This window comes from Streptomyces chrestomyceticus JCM 4735 (genome assembly GCF_003865135.1).
In the GTDB taxonomy this organism is placed as follows: Bacteria; Actinomycetota; Actinomycetes; order Streptomycetales; family Streptomycetaceae; genus Streptomyces; species Streptomyces chrestomyceticus.
The window spans coordinates 8,128,712-8,146,110 of record NZ_BHZC01000001.1; the positions used below are offsets into that span (position 1 = coordinate 8,128,712).

Sequence of the window (17,399 nt, forward strand, 5' to 3'; positions counted from 1 at the left end):
AGTCCGCCGCCATGTACGAGCTGTCCCGGGTCCGCCTCTACTCCATCGGGCCCGCCGGTGCGCGCTACGCCGACACCGTGCTGGACCTGCGCGGAGTCGGCGCGCCCGTGCCCGACCCGGCGCCGGCGCAGGCGGACTTCTTCGAGGACGAACCGGTCGGCCCGCCGCGCCGCCCCGCCCCCGCCGGCGTCCTCTTCCTGGAGAACGGCGGCGGCAAGTCCGTCCTGCTCAAGCTGATCTTCTCGGTGATGCTGCCCGGCCACCGCAACACCCTGGGCGGCGCCAGCTCCGGCGTGCTGCGCAAGTTCCTGCTGGCCGACGACTGCGGCCACGTCGCCCTGGAGTGGCAGCACACCCTCACCGGCGAGTCCATCGTCGTCGGCAAGGTCAGCGAATGGCGCGGCCGGCAGGTCTCCAACGACCCCCGCAAGTTCGCCGAAGCCTGGTACAGCTTCCGCCCCGGGCCCGGCATGAGCCTGGACTCGCTGCCGGTCGCCGAGGCCACCGTCGTCCGGCCGCGCGGCGAGACGGCCGAGGGCTTCTCCGGGGCCAAGGGCCGCCGCCGTACGATGAAGGGATTCCGCGACGCCCTGGTGGAGGCCGGCAAGAACTACCCCAACCTGGACGTCTCCTGGGTCGAGATCCACGAGCGGTGGAACGAGCACCTCGGCGAACTGGGCCTGGACCCCGAACTCTTCCGCTACCAGCGGGAGATGAACGCCGACGAGGGCGAGGCGGCCGGCCTCTTCGCGGTGAAGAACGACTCCGACTTCACCGACCTGCTGCTGCGCGCCGTCACCGACACCCGCGACACCGACGGCCTCGCCGACCTCGTGCACGGCTTCGCCCACAAGCTCGGCCGCCGCGCCGAACTGACCGCCGAGCGCGACTTCACCGCCGGTTCGCTGGACCTCCTGTCACGTATCGCGGACGCCGCCGAACACCGCGAGACCGCCCGTGACGTGCACGCCGGCGCCGAACGCCGCACCCGTACCCTCGCCCGGCGGCTGCACGCCCGAGGCACCGAGGAGCGCGGCCGCGCCGCCGAGTTCGCCGAGCAGGTCGCCACCGCCGCGCACGCGGTCACCGACGCCGAGCGGGTCCGCGAGCGCCGCGCGCTGATCTCCGCCGAGATCGCCTACCGGCACGCGTCGCTGGCGCTCGCCGCCGCCGAGAAGGGCGCCGCCGCCCAGCGCCGCGAGCTGAACGACGCCCGTACGCTGCACTCCGCCTGGCAGGCCGCCGAGATCGTGCTGCGCCACCGCGCCGCCGCCGACCGGGCCACCCGGGTCGCCGCCGCGATCCGCGAGGCCGAGCGGGACGCCGCGCCCGCGCTCGCCGCCCGTACCAAGGCCGCCACCGAGCTGGTGCGCGCCCTCCAGGGCGCCGCCGACGTCAGCGAGGGCATCGCCAACGAGCAGGAGGAGCGTTCCGCAGCCCTCCAGGACACCAGCGACACCGCGCACCGCGACGCCACCGCCGCCGCCACCCACGCCCAGCGCGCCCGCAGCGAGGCCGAACACCTCAAGCAGCGCCTGGCCGAGGTCGAGCAGGAGACCGCCGAGGCCGTACGGGCCGGTTGGCTCGACGACTCCGCGCCGAACGCCGACCCGGCCCGCGCCGCGCTCGCCGCCTCGGACGCCGAGAAGTCCACGGTCGAGGGCTGGGACGCGGCCCGCGAGGCCGCCACCCGCTCCGCCGACCGCGCCCGCGAGGCCGCCACCCGGCTGGCCGCCGCCGAGCTGGCCGCGGCCCGTGCCGAGGACGCCGCCCAGGCGGCGGAGCGCGCGTACGACGCCGAGCGGCAGGCCGCCGAGTCGATCGGCGCCGAACAGCGGCTCGCCGACCTGCTCGGACTGCCGCAGGCCGCACCCAAGGCGGGCGTGCCCGGACAGCGCGCCGGGGACGGAGCGGGCGAGGGCGACGGCCCCCGCCGCGTCCCGCGCCCTGCCTCCGAAGGCCCCCTGACCGCCGAAGAACTCGACCGCAACGCGGACGACCTCCAGGAACTCCTCGACGAGAGCGTCGCCTCCGCCGAACGCCAGCTCTTCGACCTGCGCACCGCCGCCGCCGACGACGCCCGCATCCTCGGCGCGCTGGGCGACGGCGGCCTGCTGCCGCCGGGCCCCGACGTGCTCGCCGCCGTCGAGTACCTGGGCGAGCACGGCGTGCCCGCGCTGCCCGGCTGGCGCTACCTCGCCCAGTCCGTCGACCCCGCCGACCACACCCGCGTCCTGGCCGCCCGTCCTGAGCTGGTCGACGGCGTCATCATCACCGACCCGGAGACCCACGCCCGCGCCCGCGACGTGCTCGCCCAGGCCGCGCTGCTGCCGCGCTCCACCGTCGCCGTCGGCACTGCCGCCGCCCTGCTCGCGCCCACGCCTGCCCCGGATGCCCAGGACAGCGGCGTCTTCCTCGTCCCGCCGAACCCGGCCATGCACGACGAGTCCGCCGCCGACGAGGAGCGCCAGGCGCTGCGGGCCCGCGCCATAGAGCGGGACGACGAGATCCGCGTGCTGGCGGCCCGGCTGGCCGGTGACCGCGCGCTGGCCGCCCGTCTCTCCTCCTGGCGTACGGGCTGCCCGGCCGGCCGCCTCGCCGAACTGGCCACCGCCGCCGAGGAAGCCCGTACGGCCGCCGACACCGCCGCCGGGGAACTGGCCGAGGTCCGTACGGCACGGGCCGAGGCCGAGGAGGAGGCCGCCGAGACCGCCCGGGTGCGCGACGAACGGCAGGAGGCCGCGCAGCGCGCCCGCCGGGTCGCCGACGCCCTCGCCGGGCTCGCCCACCGGCTGCGCGAGCGCGCCTCCTGGCAGGCCCGGCTGCGTGAACTGGCCGACGAGGTGGCCGAGTTGGAGGCCCGCGCCGAGGAGTGCGTGGACCGTGCGCGCGCCGCCGACGAGGACCGCCGTACCGCCCAGCGCGCCGCCGACGACGCCCGCCGTACCGCTCACGCGCTGCGCGCCGAGCGCGCCGAGATCGCCGGTGTGCCGGACGACATGGGCGAGGACGGCGACGAGCCCGCACCCGGCTCGCTGCCCTCCCTGCGCGAGGCGTACCGGGCCGCCTCCCAGCTCTACGAGAAGGTGGGCGTCGGCGCCGACCTGCGCGCCGAACAGGCCCGCGCCGAAGGCGACGAGAGCGCCGCGCTCGCCGAGCTGAACCGCCTCACCAACAAGGTCCGCACCCGCGCCGAACAGCTCCTGGACAGCCCCGACGCCGCCGACGGTCCGTCCCGGCAGGCCGCGTCCGCCCGTGCCGAGGCGCTGGTCGCCCGGCTTGAGGCGCGTGCCTCCGCCGCCAGCGAGCAGCTCGGCCGGCTGCGCGGCGAGGCCGAACGGCTCGCCCCGGCCGACGGCGAGGCGCACACCGAGCTGCCCGAAGACATGGTCCCCGCCGACGCGGAGCGCGCGAAGGAGCTGCTGCGCACCGCCAACGCCGAACTGACCACCGCCGACGACGCGCTGGAGACGGCCCGCGCCACCCACACCGAGCTGCTGCGCGCCCACCGCGCCGCCGAGGACGCCGCGGCGGGCTTCGACGAGCTCGCCGCCATGCTGCGCGACCTGCTGCGCGACACCCAGGAGGACGAGGGCGAGTGCCCCGAGGCGTACGCGGGCCGCCTGGAGGACGCACGGCAGGCCGCCGCCGAGTCCCGCCGTTCGCTGCGCGGCTGCGCGAGCGACCTGTCGGCGGCCGAGTCCGCGGTCCGCGAGGCCAGCGACGTCCTCGTACGGCACGCCAACTCCACCAAGTACGAGCAGGTCCGTACGCCCGCCCGGCAGCAGATCCGCGAACTGCCCGCGGCGGCGCTGCCCGACCACGCCGCCAAGTGGGCCGACGCCTTCGCGCCCCGGCTGCGGGTGCTCACCGACGAACTGGCCCAGCTCGAACGCAACCGCGACAGCATCGTGGACCGGCTGCGCGGCCTGGTCGACTCGTCACTGACCACGCTGCGCTCCGCCCAGCGGCTGTCCCGGCTCCCGGAGGGCCTGGGGGAGTGGTCCGGCCAGGAGTTCCTGCGCATCCGCTTCGACGACCCGGACCAGGCCACGCTCACCGAGCGGCTGGGCGAGGTGATCGACGAGGCGACGCGCTCGGCGGTCAAGAAGAACAGCGACCTGCGACGGGACGGCATGTCCCTGCTGCTGCGCGGCGTCAGCGCCGCACTCCAGCCGCGCGGCGTGGCCGTGGAGATCCTCAAGCCGGACGCGGTGCTGCGCGCCGAGCGCGTCCCGGTCGGGCAGATGGGCGATGTGTTCTCCGGCGGCCAGTTGCTCACCGCGGCCATCGCCCTGTACTGCACGATGGCCGCGCTGCGCAGCAACGACCGGGGCCGCGACAAGCAGCGGCACGCGGGCACGCTGTTCCTGGACAACCCCATCGGCCGCGCCAACGCGACGTACCTGCTGGAGCTCCAGCGCGCCGTCGCCGACGCGCTGGGCGTGCAGCTCCTGTACACCACCGGTCTCTTCGACACCACGGCGCTCGCCGAGTTCCCGCTGGTCATCCGCCTGCGCAACGACGCGGACCTGCGGGCCGGGCTGAAGTACATCAGCGTCGAGGAGCATCTGCGGCCCGGTCTGCCGCAGCAGGACCCCGGGTCGGAGCCGGTGCACGGGCAGATCACGGCGACGCGGATGTACCGCCGTCCGGAGGACGAGCAGCCGCGGCCGGAGCCTGAGGTGTCCCAGCCGCAGGAACCTCGGGCTCGTGAGCGTCAGGGCCAGGAGCCCCAGGACTCCCCGGCAGCAGCCGAGTGACCCACCGGTGGAAGTCGGCGATGTGGTGCTCGCTGGGGACGAGCACCCCGCCGGCCCGGTAGGCCCGCGAGTCCATCGCGGGCTGGGTCCGCTCGCAGGCGGCGAAGTCCTGCGCGTTGACCCGGTGGAACAGCTCCACCGACCGTGACAGGTCCGCCCCCGAGGCCACCACCTCGGGGGCGTACAGCCAGTCGCACTCCACCACGGTGCGGTCCGCGGCCAGCGGGAACATCCGGTGCGCGATGACGTGGTCGGGCACGAGGTTGAGGAAGACCTGCGGGCGGACGGTGATGGCGTAGTAGCGGCGGTCCTGGCTCTCCTCGATGCCCGCGATCCGCGCGAAGCCGCCGCTGCCGTCGACGGTGAACCCCTCGGCCTCCGCCGCGAACTCCGCGCCGTGCCCGACGTAGTACTGCGCGGCGTACCCGTCCGCGAACTCCGGGAGCATCTCGGTCAGTTCGGGGTGGATGGTGGCGCAGTGGTAGCACTCCATGAAGTTCTCGACGATCAGCTTCCAGTTGGCGCGGACGTCGTAGGTGATGCGCCTCCCGAGGTCCAGCCCATCCATCCCGTACCGCTCGATCGCCTCCGTGCCGCCCAGCCGTTCGGCGACCGTGCCGGTCACCGTCTCCTCGAACGACGGCGGCTCGTCGGCCAGGCACACCCACACGTAGCCCAGCCACTCGCGCAGCCGGACGGGCAGCAGCCCGCGTTCGGAGCGGTCCACGTCCGGCATCCGCTGGAGGTTGGGCGCGGCCACCAGCCGCCCGTCCAGGTCGTACGTCCAGGCGTGGTACGGGCACTGGAGGTTGCGCCGCACCTCGCCGGACTCGTCGGTGCACAGCCGGGCGCCCCGGTGGCGGCACACGTTGAGGTAGGCGCCGAAGCCGCCGCGCCGGTTGCGGACGATCAGCACGCTCTCCCGGCCGATCTGCACCGTACGGAAGGCGCCCGGCCGTGGCAGGTCGGCGGCGCGCACCGCGCAGCACCACAGGGACTCGAAGATGTGCCGCTGTTCCTGGCGGAAGACGGCGGGGTCGGTGTAGAGGGCGCCCGGGAGGGTGCTGGTGAGGCTGCCGCCCGTGGTGGTCCCGGCGGTCTCGGGAGCGAGGGTCATCGGACGCCTCCTGGGGCGGAAGGGACAGGGGAGGTAGCGGTTGTGCGCAGCCGCCCGGGGGCGAACAGCTCGACGGGGTGCCCGGTCCGGCCGGTCAGCGCCAGGTCGGCGAGGATTTCGCCCACCACGGGTACGAACTTGAAGCCGTGCCCGGAGAACCCGCAGGCCACGGTCACGGAGTCGGGGTGCGCCGGATGCCGCGCGAGGACGAAGTGCTCGTCGGGGGTGTTGGTGTACATGCAGGTGACGGACGTCAGATGGCGGCCGGGGAGGGACGGCAGCAGCCGGGCCGCCTGCCCGGCCATGGCCCGTACCTCGTCCTCGTGCACGGTCCGGTCGACGGTCTCCGGCGTGCACACGGTGCCCCGGCGGAAGAACGCCACCTTCGCGCCGCCGCCCGGCCCGTCGATGGCGGGGAAGCCGTAGATCTGGACGCCGCCGGTGTCCTCCCAGATGTAGACGGGGTGCCGCTCCGGGACGTACGGGCCGGTGCCGCCGGTGGGCTCGAACCAGTGCATGATCTGGCGCTCCACGGTGAACGCCACCCCCAGGTCGGACAGCAGCGCGGGTGCCCACGCTCCGGGGCAGATCACCAGTTGCCCGGCGGTATAGGCGTCCTCGGGCGTGTGGACCCGCACACCGCGGCCGCCGGGCAGCGCTTCCCACCGGGTGACCGGCTCCTGGAAGTGCAGGTCGGCGCCGCCCTGGGTGGCGAGCTGGAGCTGCGCGGCGACGGTGTTCTCCGGGCGCAGGAACCCGGCCCTGGCCTCGTACAGGGCGACCTCGTCAGGGGCCGGGGTGAGCGTCGGGAAGCGGCGGCGGACCTCCCGCGCGTCGAGCATCTCGTGGGGCAGGTCCCAGGTACGGGCCGAGCGCAGCGACCCGGCGACGGTACGGCTCTCCGGCCGGCCGAGCATCACCCCGCCGCACAGCGTGGCGATCCGCCGCCCGGTGGAACGTTCCAGCTCCGCGTACAGCTCGTAGGCGCGCAGCAGCAGCGGTACGTACGCCGGGTCCTCGAAGTACGACTGGCGGGTGACGCGCGAACCGCCGTGGCTGGAGCCGTGTCGGTGCACCGGGCCGAACTTCTCCAGCCCCAGCACACGGGCGCCGCGCGCCGCCAGGTGGTGGGCCGCGGCACTGCCCATGCCGCCGAGGCCGATCACGATCACGTCATGGGTGGGGGACAAGCGGACCTCCCGGTTCGGCGGGGACACCCGACGGGCTGCGGGCTGCCAGGTACGGGCCCGGGGCTCCGGGCCTGCGCGGACTATCTGCGGATACGTTCCATCGCGGGGTCGAACAGCGGCTCGGCCGCGACCGTCGCCGCGGCCTTCTCCCCGAAGTACTCGATGTGCACGGCGGTCCCGGGCACCGCGGCACGCGACGGCAGCCACGCGTACGCGACCGTCCGCCCGACGGAGTATCCGTACGCCGCGCTGGTCACATAGCCCGCGGGCGCGCCGTCCACGTACACCGGCTCCTTGCCCAGGACGACCGCCGCCGGATCGTCGAGCGTCAGGCACACCAGCCTGCGCCGCGCGCTGTCGGCCGACCGCCCCTCCAGGGCCGCGCGCCCCACGAAGTCACCCTTGTCCATCCGGACCGCCCAGCCCAGGCCCGTCTCGTACGGGTCGTGCTCGGTGGTCATGTCCTGCCCCAGGCGCGGTACCCCTTCTCCAGTCGGAGGCTGGTGAACGCGCTGCGCCCGGCCGCGATCACGCCGTACGGCTGTCCCGCCGCCCAGAGCGTGTCCCACAGGCGCAGCCCCAGGTCGGCGCTGGTGTACAGCTCCCAGCCCAGCTCGCCGACGTACGACAGCCGCAGCGCGGTCACCGGCACCTCGCCGAGGTACGCATGCTTCGCCTTGAAGTAGCCGAACGCGCGGTGCCCGAAGTCGGTGCGGGTCAGCGGCTGTACGAGGTCCCGGGCGCGCGGGCCCCAGACACCTACGCAGCAGGTGCCGGGCGTGATGTCGCGGACCTGCACGCCGACGGGCGCGTGCCGGGTCAGGTGGTCGAGGTCCATGCCGCTGTTGACGCCGACCTGGAAGCGGTCGGCCGCCAGGCGGGCCACGGTCAGGTCGCTGCGGATGCCGCCCGCGTCGTCCAGCAGCAGCGTGTACGTCACCGAGCCCGGCTTCTTGGCGAGCTGGTTGGTGGTCAGGTACTGGAGGAAGTTCAACGCGTCCGGCCCGCTGACCTCCAGGCGCCTGAGCGGTGTCATGTCGTACAGCGCGACCCGCTCCCGGGTGGCGCGCGCCTCGGCCGCGGCGACCGGCGACCAGTGGCGGGCGGACCAGGTGTCCCGCTCCGGCAGCGGGATGCCGTCGGCCAGCGGGGCGTTGGCCTCGTACCAGTGCGGGCGCTCCCAGCCGGTGCCTTCGAGGAAGTACGCGCCGAGTTCCCGCTGCCGCTCGTAGAAGGGGCTGACGCGCAGCGGGCGCGGGCGGCGCAGCGGCTGGAGCGGGTGGATGACGTCGTACACCTCGGCGAACTGCTGACGGCCGCGCTCGGCGACGTAGGCGGGGGAGAGCTGGGCCTCCTCGAAGCGGGAGATCTCGCACTCGTGCACATCGGTGGCGGGGCGGCCCTCGGTGAGCCATTCGGCGACCGCCTTGGCGACGCCCGCCGCATGGGTCACCCACACCGCCTCGGCCAGCCAGAAGCCGCGCAGTCCGGGCGTCTCGCCGAGCAGCGGCATGCCGTCGGGGGTGAAGGAGAAGACGCCGTTGAAGCCTTCCTCGACCCGGGCGCCGTCCAGGGCGGGCAGCAGCCAGCGGCTGTCGTCCCAACTGGGGGCGAAGTCGTCGTCGGTGAAGGGGAGCGAGGAGGGCATCACGGGGGCGTCGTCGAAGGCGGGCACGGCGGCCGGGTCGACGGGCATCGGGCGGTGGGCGTACGAGCCGATGCCGATCCGGCCCGTACCGGAGCCCTCTTCGACGTGCTCGCGGAAGTACAGGTCCCGTTCCTGGAAGCGCAGGACCGGCCGTCGGCCGTCCGGCCCGGTGAGCGCCGATGTCTTCACGTACTGGTGCGCCAGCGGCAGCAGCGGTACGGACACGCCCGCCATGGCCCCGATCACCGGCCCCCAGAAGCCCGCCGCCGACACCACGGCGTCCGCGAGGAAGGAACCCCGGTCGGTGACGACGGCCGTGACCCGGCCCGCGTCCCGCTCGATGCCCGTGACGGTGTGCCGGCCGAGGAAGCGGGCGCCCCGGGCCCGCGCCCGTGCGGTCTGCGCGCGGGCGGCGGGCAGCGCCCTGGCCAGCCCGTCGCCGGGCGTGTGGAAACCGCCCAGCACCTTGGCGGCGTCCAGCATCGGCCAGAGCCGGGCGCACCGCCGGGCATCGACGACCTCGCCCTCGATGCCCCAGGACGCCGCGAGCCCGGCCTTGCGGTGCAGCTCGGCCCACTGCTCCTCGGTGGTGGCGATCTCCAGTCCGCCGACGGCGTCGAAGCACGGCCGCCCCTCCTCGGTCAGGGCGGAGAACTTCTCGACGGTGTACTTGGCGAAGTCGCTCAGCGTCTTGGAGACGTTGGTACGGAAGACGAGTCCCGGGGCGTGCGAGGTGGAGCCGCCGGGCGCGTGGAGGGGCCCCTGCTCCAGCACGGTGACGTCATGCGCACCGCGTGCGGTCAGCTCGTCGGCGAGGGAGCAGCCCACGATGCCCGCGCCGATGATCACGATGCGGGCGGGAGCCGGACCGCCGCCCGCAGCGGGCCGGGTGTTCACAGGACCACCACCGAACGCAGCACCTCACCGCGCCGCATCCGTGCGAAGGCCGCCTCCACGTCCGCGAGGCCCACCGTCTCCGAGACGAACGCCTCCAGGTCCAGCTTGCCGCTCAGATGCAGGTCGATCAGGACCGGGAAGTCCCGGCTGGGCAGACAGTCGCCGTACCAGGAGGACTTCAGGGAGCCGCCGCGCGCGAACACGTCCAGCAGCGGCAGCTCGATGCGCATGTCCGGCTCCGGGACGCCGACCTGCACCAGCGTGCCCGCCAGGCCCCGCATGTAGAAGCCCTGCCGGAACGTTTCCGGACGGCCCACCGCGTCGATCACGACATCGGCGCCGTGCCCGCCGGTCAGGGCCCGCACCGCCTCGACGGGGTCGGTGCCGCGCGAGTTGACGGTGTCGGTGGCGCCGAAGTGCTCGGCGGCGTCCAGCTTGCCGTCGTCGATGTCCACGGCGATGACCCGGCGCGCACCGGCCCGGGAGGCCCCGGCGATGGCGGCGTTGCCGACCCCGCCGCAGCCGATCACCGCCACCGTGTCACCGCTGCCCACGCCCCCGGTGTGCACCGCGGCCCCGTACCCGGCCATCACCCCGCAGCCGATCAGCCCCGCCGCCTCGGGGCGGGCCGCCGGGTCGGCGCGCACCGCCTGTCCGGCGGCGACCAGCGTCTTCTCGGTGAAGGCGCCGATGCCCAGGGCCGGGGTCAGCGGGGTACCGTCCAGCAGGGTCATCGGCCGGCCGGCGTTACGCGAGTCGAAGCAGTACCAGGGACGGCCGCGGCGGCAGGAGCGGCACCGCCCGCAGGGGGCGCGCCAGGCGAGCACCACGTAGTCGCCCGGCGCCAGGCCGGTGACGTCCGGGCCGGTGGCCTCGACGACCCCGGCGGCCTCGTGGCCGAGCAGGTAGGGGAAGGCGTCGCCGACCGCGCCGTCGCGGTAGTGCAGATCGGTGTGGCACACCCCGCACGCCTGCACGCCGACGAGGACTTCGCCCGGCCCGGGGTCGGGGACGAGGATCGGCAGCACCTCGACGGGGGCGCCCTTCTTGACGGCGACGACGGCGCGGGCTTCGTGCGGCATGACTCACTCCTAAACAGCGCCTGCGCGGGCAGGGGCGGGTGCGTGGAGCTGGCACGGATGCCGTTATGGGGGTTGCTGGGGCGTACGGGGCCCACGGGGCACGGGCGACCGCACGGATATCGGGGGAACCGGAGGAGGCGCAGGGAACCGTGGAGACGGAGCAACGCCCGGTGGAATCCCTTGTGTTGCCCATGGCGCGCAGTGTTGCGCCATGAGAGACATGCTGGAAGTCCGTGAGCGATCCGTCAAGGGGTGACCGGGTGGCCGTCCGTCAGCCCGCGAAACCCATCCGCCGGGACAGGACGGCGGCCGCCTGCGCCGCCTGCCCGGCCAGCTCCGCGAGCAGCGGCTCCGCCATCCGGTACGCCGGTCCCGAGACGCCGATCGCGCCGATCACGGCACCGTCGTGGGCCCGCACCGGCGCCGCCACCGCGTTCAGCCCGACCTCCAGCTCCTCGCAGGAACAGGCGTATCCCTCGGCTGCCGCAACGGTCAGTTGTCGCCGCAACTCGCCTGCCGTTGTCAGGGTGTTGGCGGTGAACCGGGCCAGTTTGCGTTCCAGCAGGCGCTCGCGCCGCTCCCGGGGCAGGTGCGCGAGCAGCACCTTGCCGCTCGCGGTCGCGTGCAGGGGCGTGCGCCGGCCCAGCCAGTTGTACGCGGTGACCGCCGCGGCCCCGCGCGCCTGCATGATGTTGACCGCCGCGTCCCCGTCCAGCACGGCGATGTTGGCGGTCTCCCCGGTCTCGTCGGCGAGCGCCCGGCACACCGGCTGGCCCTCCTGCGAGATGTCCAGCCGGATGGCGGCGGCCCCGGCCAGCCGCAGCACCCCCGCGCCCAGGTAGTACTTGCCGCGCTCGTGCTCCTGCTCCACGAGGCCGCGGTGCTCCAGCACGCCCAGGATGCGGAAGGCGGTGGACTTGTGCACCCCCAGCTCCTCGGCGATCTCGGTGACCCCGGCCTCGCCGAGCCGGGCCAGGATCTCCAGCACGCTCACCGCGCGGTCCACGGACTGGACGGAACCGGCCGCGCCGCGCTTCTCCTCGGACCGGTCACCGGCCGCATCGGTCGTCTTCGCCATGGGGTCTGACGTCACCACCCGTCGGCCCCGGCGGGGCACGTCGAAAGGGGCCCGGCGAAGAAGCGTCGGCAGCCCCTTGACGGCACACCCACCGGACTGGATTCTGTTGCGCAATGCGCTACGCGATGCGTTATTCAGAACGCCATGATACCGATCAGCGCTGAGGGGGCCAGATGATTCCCGTCTGCCGCACCGAGGACCTGCCCGAAGGCGGGGCCGTACGGATCGAGATCGACGCCGCCACACCCGCCATCGCCGTCTTCCGCAGCGAGGGCGCGCTCTACGCCCTCGACGACCGGTGCAGCCACCAGGACGCCTCGCTCTCCGAAGGCTGGGTGGAGGGCTGCCAGGTCGAATGCCCGCTGCACGCCGCGCTGTTCGACCTGCGCACCGGGATGCCGAGCTGCCTCCCGGCCCGCCGTCCCGTCCGTACGCACGAGGTCACCGAGGCGTACGGCATGATCCATGTCCGGCCCGCCGCCCGGGAGCCGGCCGCGCGGGAAGACGCCTACGCATGAGGACCGTCACCGTCGTCGGCGCCTCACTGGCAGGACTGTACGCGGCGCGGGCCCTGCGCGCGGAAGGGTTCGACGGGCGGCTGGTGATCGTCGGCGCCGAACCCCACCGCCCGTACGACCGGCCGCCGTTGTCCAAGACGTTCCTCACCCGACGCGCCCCGGACGCCGTGGAGTTGGCGGAACTCCGGCTGTCCGACCGGGAAGAGGAGGACGGACTGGCCGCCGAGTGGCACCTCGGCACCCGGGCCACCGCGCTGGACACCGCAGGACGCACGGTGGCCCTCGACGACGGCCGTACCACCCGCCACCTGCGCACCGACGGCCTCGTCATCGCCACCGGAGCCGCCCCGCGCACCCTGCCGGGCCCGCCGCTCGCCGGAGTGCACGTCCTGCGCACCTACGACGACGCCTGCGCGCTGCGGGCCGCCCTTCATGACGGAACACCCCGCGTGGTGGTCATCGGCGGCGGCTTCATCGGTGCCGAAGCCGCCTCGTCCTGTGCCGCACTGGGACTTCCGGTGACGGTCGTGGAAGCCGCGCCGCTGCCGCTGGTGCCCCAGCTCGGCCCTGACCTGGCGCGGATCTGCGCGGAACTGCACGCGGATCACGGGGTGCGGCTGCTGTGCGGCACGGGCGTGAAGGGGCTGCGCGACGACGGTACGGGCCGGGTACGGGCGGTGGAACTCGCCGACGGGCGGCTGCTGGACGCCGACCTCGTGATCGTCGGGATCGGGGTGCGCCCCGCCACCGGCTGGCTGACCGGCTCCGGACTGCGCCTGGACGACGGAGTGGTGTGCGACGCGGGCGGCGTGACGTCCGTGCCGCAGGTCGTCGCCGCGGGCGACGTGGCCCGCTGCGCGGGCGTGCGCACCGAACACTGGACCAGCGCCACCGAACAGCCCGGCACGGCCGTGCGCAACCTGCTCGCCGGCACCACCGTCGCACGGCACACCGCGCCGCCCTACTTCTGGTCGGACCAGTACGGGACACGCATCCAGTTGGCCGGCCGGCGCGGGCCGCAGGACACCGTACGCATCGTCGAGGGCGACCCCGGCGACCGCGGCTTCCTGGCCGTCTACGAACGCGAAGGGCGCATCACCGCGGCGCTCGCCGTCGACCGGCCCCGGCCGTTCATGCGGCTGCGCCGCCGACTCGTGGCGGACGCCGCCGCGCCTTGCGGGCCTCCCGCCGCGCCTGCCGCCGCTCCCGGCGAAGGCGCCTGGCCGTACTGCTCGGCTGCGAGCGGACCCCGTTGCGCTGCACCCACACCTGGCGCGTCACCCAGACGTCCAGCACCGCCCACGTCGCGACCACCGTGCTGGCGACCGTACTGAGCACCGCGGGGAAGGCGAACCAGGCGCCCGCCATCGTGCAGAAGAACGCCACCATGGCCTGAACGAGCGTCAGCGCCGCGATGATGACCGCGCGCACCGCGGCCGTCCGCACCGGATCGGCCATCCGCCGCCTGGCCGCCGGCTCCTCCTGCCACAGGGCGCGCCTGTCACCGCTCGGACCGATGCCACCGTCGTCGTGAACCATCTCCGGCATCACTCTCCCCGTACCCGCACGTACCCGCCTGCCCCGCCACCCGGGTCCCTGCCCGGCTTCACCCCGTCGCATGTCCCGGCCCGGACACACCACCGCCCACCATGGTCACGAACGGGACCGCCGACGGGTTCCCGGCCACCGTGATTTTCGGCCAGCCGCTCCGGCGCACGGGCGGGAGCGGAAGGGGTGTTCGAGGCCACATGGGTGGGCGGGTTGTCCGGCAATCAGCCGACAACTGCGGACGATCCGCCCCTGACCTGCGGATCGAGCGTTCGGACGGGGCTTCGGCCAAGTCCCTCGTCAGTAGTAGGCTCGCGCCGTTTGTTGACGGAACACCCTCCCCGTGCGCCGGGGACGACGTAGGGGAGGCCATGCGCTTTCGAGGGAAGACGATCACTCGGAAGATCGCAGCGCTGCTGCTGGTGCCACTGGTGTCCCTCACGGCCATGTGGGCGTTCGCCACGTACCTCACCGGGCGCGAGGCCAACCAGTTGCTCGGCGTCGGCAACGTCGTCGCCAAACTCGGCTACCCCGCCGAGGACGCCGTCCAGGCGCTCCAGCAGGAACGGCGGCAGAGTCTGCTCTTCCTGGCCGACCGGCGCGGCGCCGACTCGCTGGGCGAGCTGCGCGACCGCACCCGCGAGACGGACAAAATCGTCAACAAGCTGCGCGACAACGCCGCCGACCCCGCCGTCCGCGACGACCTCAACGGCGTCGCCGGCGAACGCATGGACGACGTCCTCAAGGGCCTCGGGCGGCTGACCTCGCTGCGCACCCAGGTCGAGGACAACACCATCTCCCGCGACGCGGCCTTCGAGGCGTACAACGACCTCGTCGACCCGAACTACGAGTTCCTCGCGGCGCTGCACGCGCTGGAGAACGTCGAGATGGACAAGCAGGGCCGCGCCCTGGTCAACGTCACCCGCGCCCGCGAAGCCGTCTCCCGCGAGGACGCGCTGATGTCCGCGGCGATCGTCTCCGGCACCATGACCAAGCGCGACCTGCGCGCCTTCGCCGACCGCGTCGCCGAACGCCGTGTCCTGTACGCGACCAGCCTGCCCGTACTGCCGGGCGACGACCGCGCCGTCTTCACCGACTACTGGCGCTCCGCACCCGCCCGCGAACTGACCGCCTTCGAGGACCGCGTCATCGACGGCGGCCCCACGGCGGCCCCCCGCGCGGTCAACGCCGAACGCTGGAACGCCACCGCCGGCAAGGTCCTCGGCGACCTCCAGCGGATGGGCCGGGAAGCCGGCGACCGCTACAAGGAACGCGTCGAGCCGGTCGCCATGGCCGTCCTCCTCAAGGCCGGCGTCGCGGGCGTCCTCGGCTTCGTCGCGCTGCTGGTCTCGGTCATCGTCTCCGTCCGCATCGGCAGCAAGCACGTCCGGGACCTGATCCGGCTGCGCAAGGACGCCCACGAGGTCTCCGGCGTCCGGCTGCCCAGCGTCATGCGGCGCCTGGCCGCGGGCGAACAGGTCGACGTGGAGACCGAGGCCCCGCGCCTGGAGTTCGGCCAGAGCGAGACCGAGCAGGTCGGGCAGGCGCTCAACACCCTCCAGCGGGCCGCCGTCGAAGCCGCCGTCAAACAGGCCGACATGCGCCGCGGCGTCTCCGAGGTCTTCGTCAACCTCGCCCGCCGCAGCCAGGTCCTGCTGCACCGCCAGCTCACCCTCCTGGACGCGATGGAACGGCGCACGGAGAACGCCGACGAACTCGCCGACCTCTTCCGCCTGGACCACCTCACCACCCGCATGCGCCGGCACGCCGAGGGCCTGGTGATCCTCTCCGGCGCCGCCCCCTCCCGGCAGTGGCGCAAGCCCATCCAGCTCATGGACGTGGTGCGCGCCGCGGTCGCCGAGGTCGAGGACTACGAACGCATCGAGGTACGCCGCCTGCCGCGGCTGGCCGTCCAGGGCCCCGCGGTCTCCGACCTCACCCACCTGATCGCCGAACTCCTGGAGAACGCCACCGTCTTCTCGCCCCCGCACACCGCGGTGCAGGTGGTCGGCGAGCGGGTCTCCAACGGCTTCACCCTGGAGATCCACGACCGGGGCCTGGGCATGGCCCCCGACGTCCTCCTCGACGCCAACCTGCGGCTCGCCGAGACCCCCGAGTTCGAGCTGTCCGACACCGACCGGCTCGGCCTGTTCGTGGTCAGCCGCCTCGCCCAGCGCCAGGGCGTACGGGTCTCGCTCCAGCCGTCCCCGTACGGCGGCACCACCGCCGTCGTCTTCCTGCCCGCCGCGCTCCTCACCGAGGACACCGGCCGCGACGACGACACCGGCAGCCGGCGGATCGAGGGCCCGCGGACCGGGGAGCGGACGGCGCCCGGCGGCAAACTGGCCGCCCTGGCCCAGGTCCCCGTACCGCTGCCCGAACAGCCGGACCGTACCCCGGACGTCATCGACGGGCCGGTCGAACTGGAACCCCCGCTGACCCGCGCCGAACTCGCCCAACGGGCGGAAACGGACGACGAGGGAAGCCTCTTCCGCGGCCGGACCGCCCACCGCGCCCCCCGCGACACCGCACGCGGCACCGAGCGCGAGCCGGGCACCCTGCACCGCGCGCGGACCCGCCGCGACGGCACCCCGCCGGTCGCCCCCGTACCGCCCGCCGGCACCTCCGAGCAGCACCGGCAGACCCGCGACCAGGCACCGTCCGGCGACGGACCCGCACCGCTGCCGCGCCGTCACCGGCCGCCCGTCCTGGTCTCCGACCACGGCCGGCCGGTCGACGCGGCGGCCCGCGCCGACGTACGCTCCGACGCGGAAACCGACGGCGACACGGATGCGGACATGGACACCGGTACGACGACGGACACGGGCCCTGCCCCGTCCGGCCGGCCCGCCACGACGGCAGGAGGGCTGCCCCGCCGCGTACGGCAGGCCAGCCTCGCCCCTCAGCTCAAGGCGGAGCCCGCCGCACAGGACGAGCCGGGCGGCGCGCCCGACGGCGCGGCGGACGACCGCGACGCCGAGGAGGTCCGCGCCCGGATGGCCTCGCTCCAGCGCGGCTGGCAGCGCGGCCGCCGGGACAACGGCGAGGACGCCGGGCGGGACGGCAGCCCGGACACAGCACCAGGAACCACATCGGGAGGGGACGGTCGATGACCGCACCGAAGGCAGCAGCGGCCAGTGCCGAGTCGAAGGGGTCGGGCGAGCTGAGCTGGCTCCTCGACGAGCTGGTCGACCGGGTGGGCAGCATCCGCAAGGCGCTCATCCTCTCCAGCGACGGACTCGCCATCGGCTCGTCCGCCGGCCTCACACGGGAGGACAGCGAGCACCTCGCGGCGGTCGCCTCCGGCTTCCACAGCCTCGCCAAGGGCGTCGGCCGGCACTTCGAGGCGGGCCGGGTCCGGCAGACCCTGGTCGAGCTGGAGGAAGCTTTCCTCTTCGTCAGCGCCGCGGGCGACGGAAGCTGCCTCGCCGTCCTCGCCGACGCCGACTCCGACGTGGGACTGGTCGCGTACGAGATGACGCTGCTCGTCAAGCGGGTGGGCGCCCACCTGGGCACCGCGCCCAGGGCCGGGCAGCCCGCCGGCGGCTGACCGGAGGA

Annotated in this window: 8 protein-coding genes and 2 pseudogenes; 5 read left to right on the forward strand and 5 right to left on the reverse strand. The window is 74.3% G+C overall.

Features of this window, described 5'->3' with window-relative positions; genetic code table 11:
• The first annotated feature begins 11 nt into the window (after positions 1 to 11).
• Complete coding sequence (locus EJG53_RS35615) at positions 12 to 4,763, forward strand: coiled-coil domain-containing protein (protein WP_244955475.1); 4,752 nt, start codon at positions 12 to 14, stop codon at positions 4,761 to 4,763.
• Here the strand turns inward: EJG53_RS35615 and EJG53_RS35620 are convergent.
• From EJG53_RS35620 to EJG53_RS35640, 5 genes and pseudogenes are all read right to left on the reverse strand, one after another.
• Positions 4,741 to 5,880, reverse strand: a pseudogene (locus tag EJG53_RS35620) (aromatic ring-hydroxylating oxygenase subunit alpha); the annotation flags it as partial. The gene EJG53_RS35615 and the pseudogene EJG53_RS35620 overlap by 23 nt on opposite strands.
• Complete coding sequence (gene solA / locus EJG53_RS35625; RefSeq protein WP_125048359.1) at positions 5,877 to 7,070, reverse strand: N-methyl-L-tryptophan oxidase; 1,194 nt, start codon at positions 7,068 to 7,070, stop codon at positions 5,877 to 5,879. The pseudogene EJG53_RS35620 and the gene solA, both read right to left, overlap by 4 nt.
• A gap of 80 nt (positions 7,071 to 7,150) precedes the next feature.
• Positions 7,151 to 9,570, reverse strand: a pseudogene (locus EJG53_RS35630) (GcvT family protein).
• A gap of 41 nt (positions 9,571 to 9,611) precedes the next feature.
• Positions 9,612 to 10,697 carry an S-(hydroxymethyl)mycothiol dehydrogenase gene (locus EJG53_RS35635; protein WP_125048360.1) on the reverse strand — a complete coding sequence of 362 codons (1,086 nt, stop codon included), beginning with the start codon at positions 10,695 to 10,697 and terminating at the stop codon, positions 9,612 to 9,614.
• A gap of 271 nt (positions 10,698 to 10,968) precedes the next feature.
• Positions 10,969 to 11,775, reverse strand: a complete 807-nt coding sequence (locus tag EJG53_RS35640) for an IclR family transcriptional regulator (protein WP_125048361.1) — start codon at positions 11,773 to 11,775, stop codon at positions 10,969 to 10,971.
• Positions 11,776 to 11,948: 173 nt separating this feature from the next.
• Between EJG53_RS35640 and EJG53_RS35645 the strand changes: the two genes are divergently transcribed.
• The 4 genes from EJG53_RS35645 to EJG53_RS35660 all read left to right on the forward strand — a co-directional run bounded on the left by EJG53_RS35645 (position 11,949) and on the right by EJG53_RS35660 (position 17,391).
• Positions 11,949 to 12,293 carry a bifunctional 3-phenylpropionate/cinnamic acid dioxygenase ferredoxin subunit gene (locus tag EJG53_RS35645; protein WP_125048362.1) on the forward strand — a complete coding sequence of 115 codons (345 nt, stop codon included), beginning with the start codon at positions 11,949 to 11,951 and terminating at the stop codon, positions 12,291 to 12,293.
• A complete protein-coding gene (locus EJG53_RS35650; protein ID WP_125048363.1) occupies positions 12,290 to 13,627 on the forward strand; it encodes an NAD(P)/FAD-dependent oxidoreductase in 1,338 nt (445 codons plus the stop codon). Before EJG53_RS35645 ends, EJG53_RS35650 begins: the two co-directional genes overlap by 4 nt.
• A 585-nt stretch (positions 13,628 to 14,212) precedes the next feature.
• Positions 14,213 to 16,954 (forward strand): sensor histidine kinase, encoded by a 2,742-nt coding sequence (locus EJG53_RS35655; RefSeq protein ID WP_125048364.1) that lies wholly within the window; start codon positions 14,213 to 14,215, stop codon positions 16,952 to 16,954.
• Positions 16,951 to 17,391, forward strand: a complete 441-nt coding sequence (locus EJG53_RS35660; protein ID WP_125048365.1) for a roadblock/LC7 domain-containing protein — start codon at positions 16,951 to 16,953, stop codon at positions 17,389 to 17,391. Before EJG53_RS35655 ends, EJG53_RS35660 begins: the two co-directional genes overlap by 4 nt.
• The last annotated feature ends 8 nt before the right edge of the window (positions 17,392 to 17,399 follow it).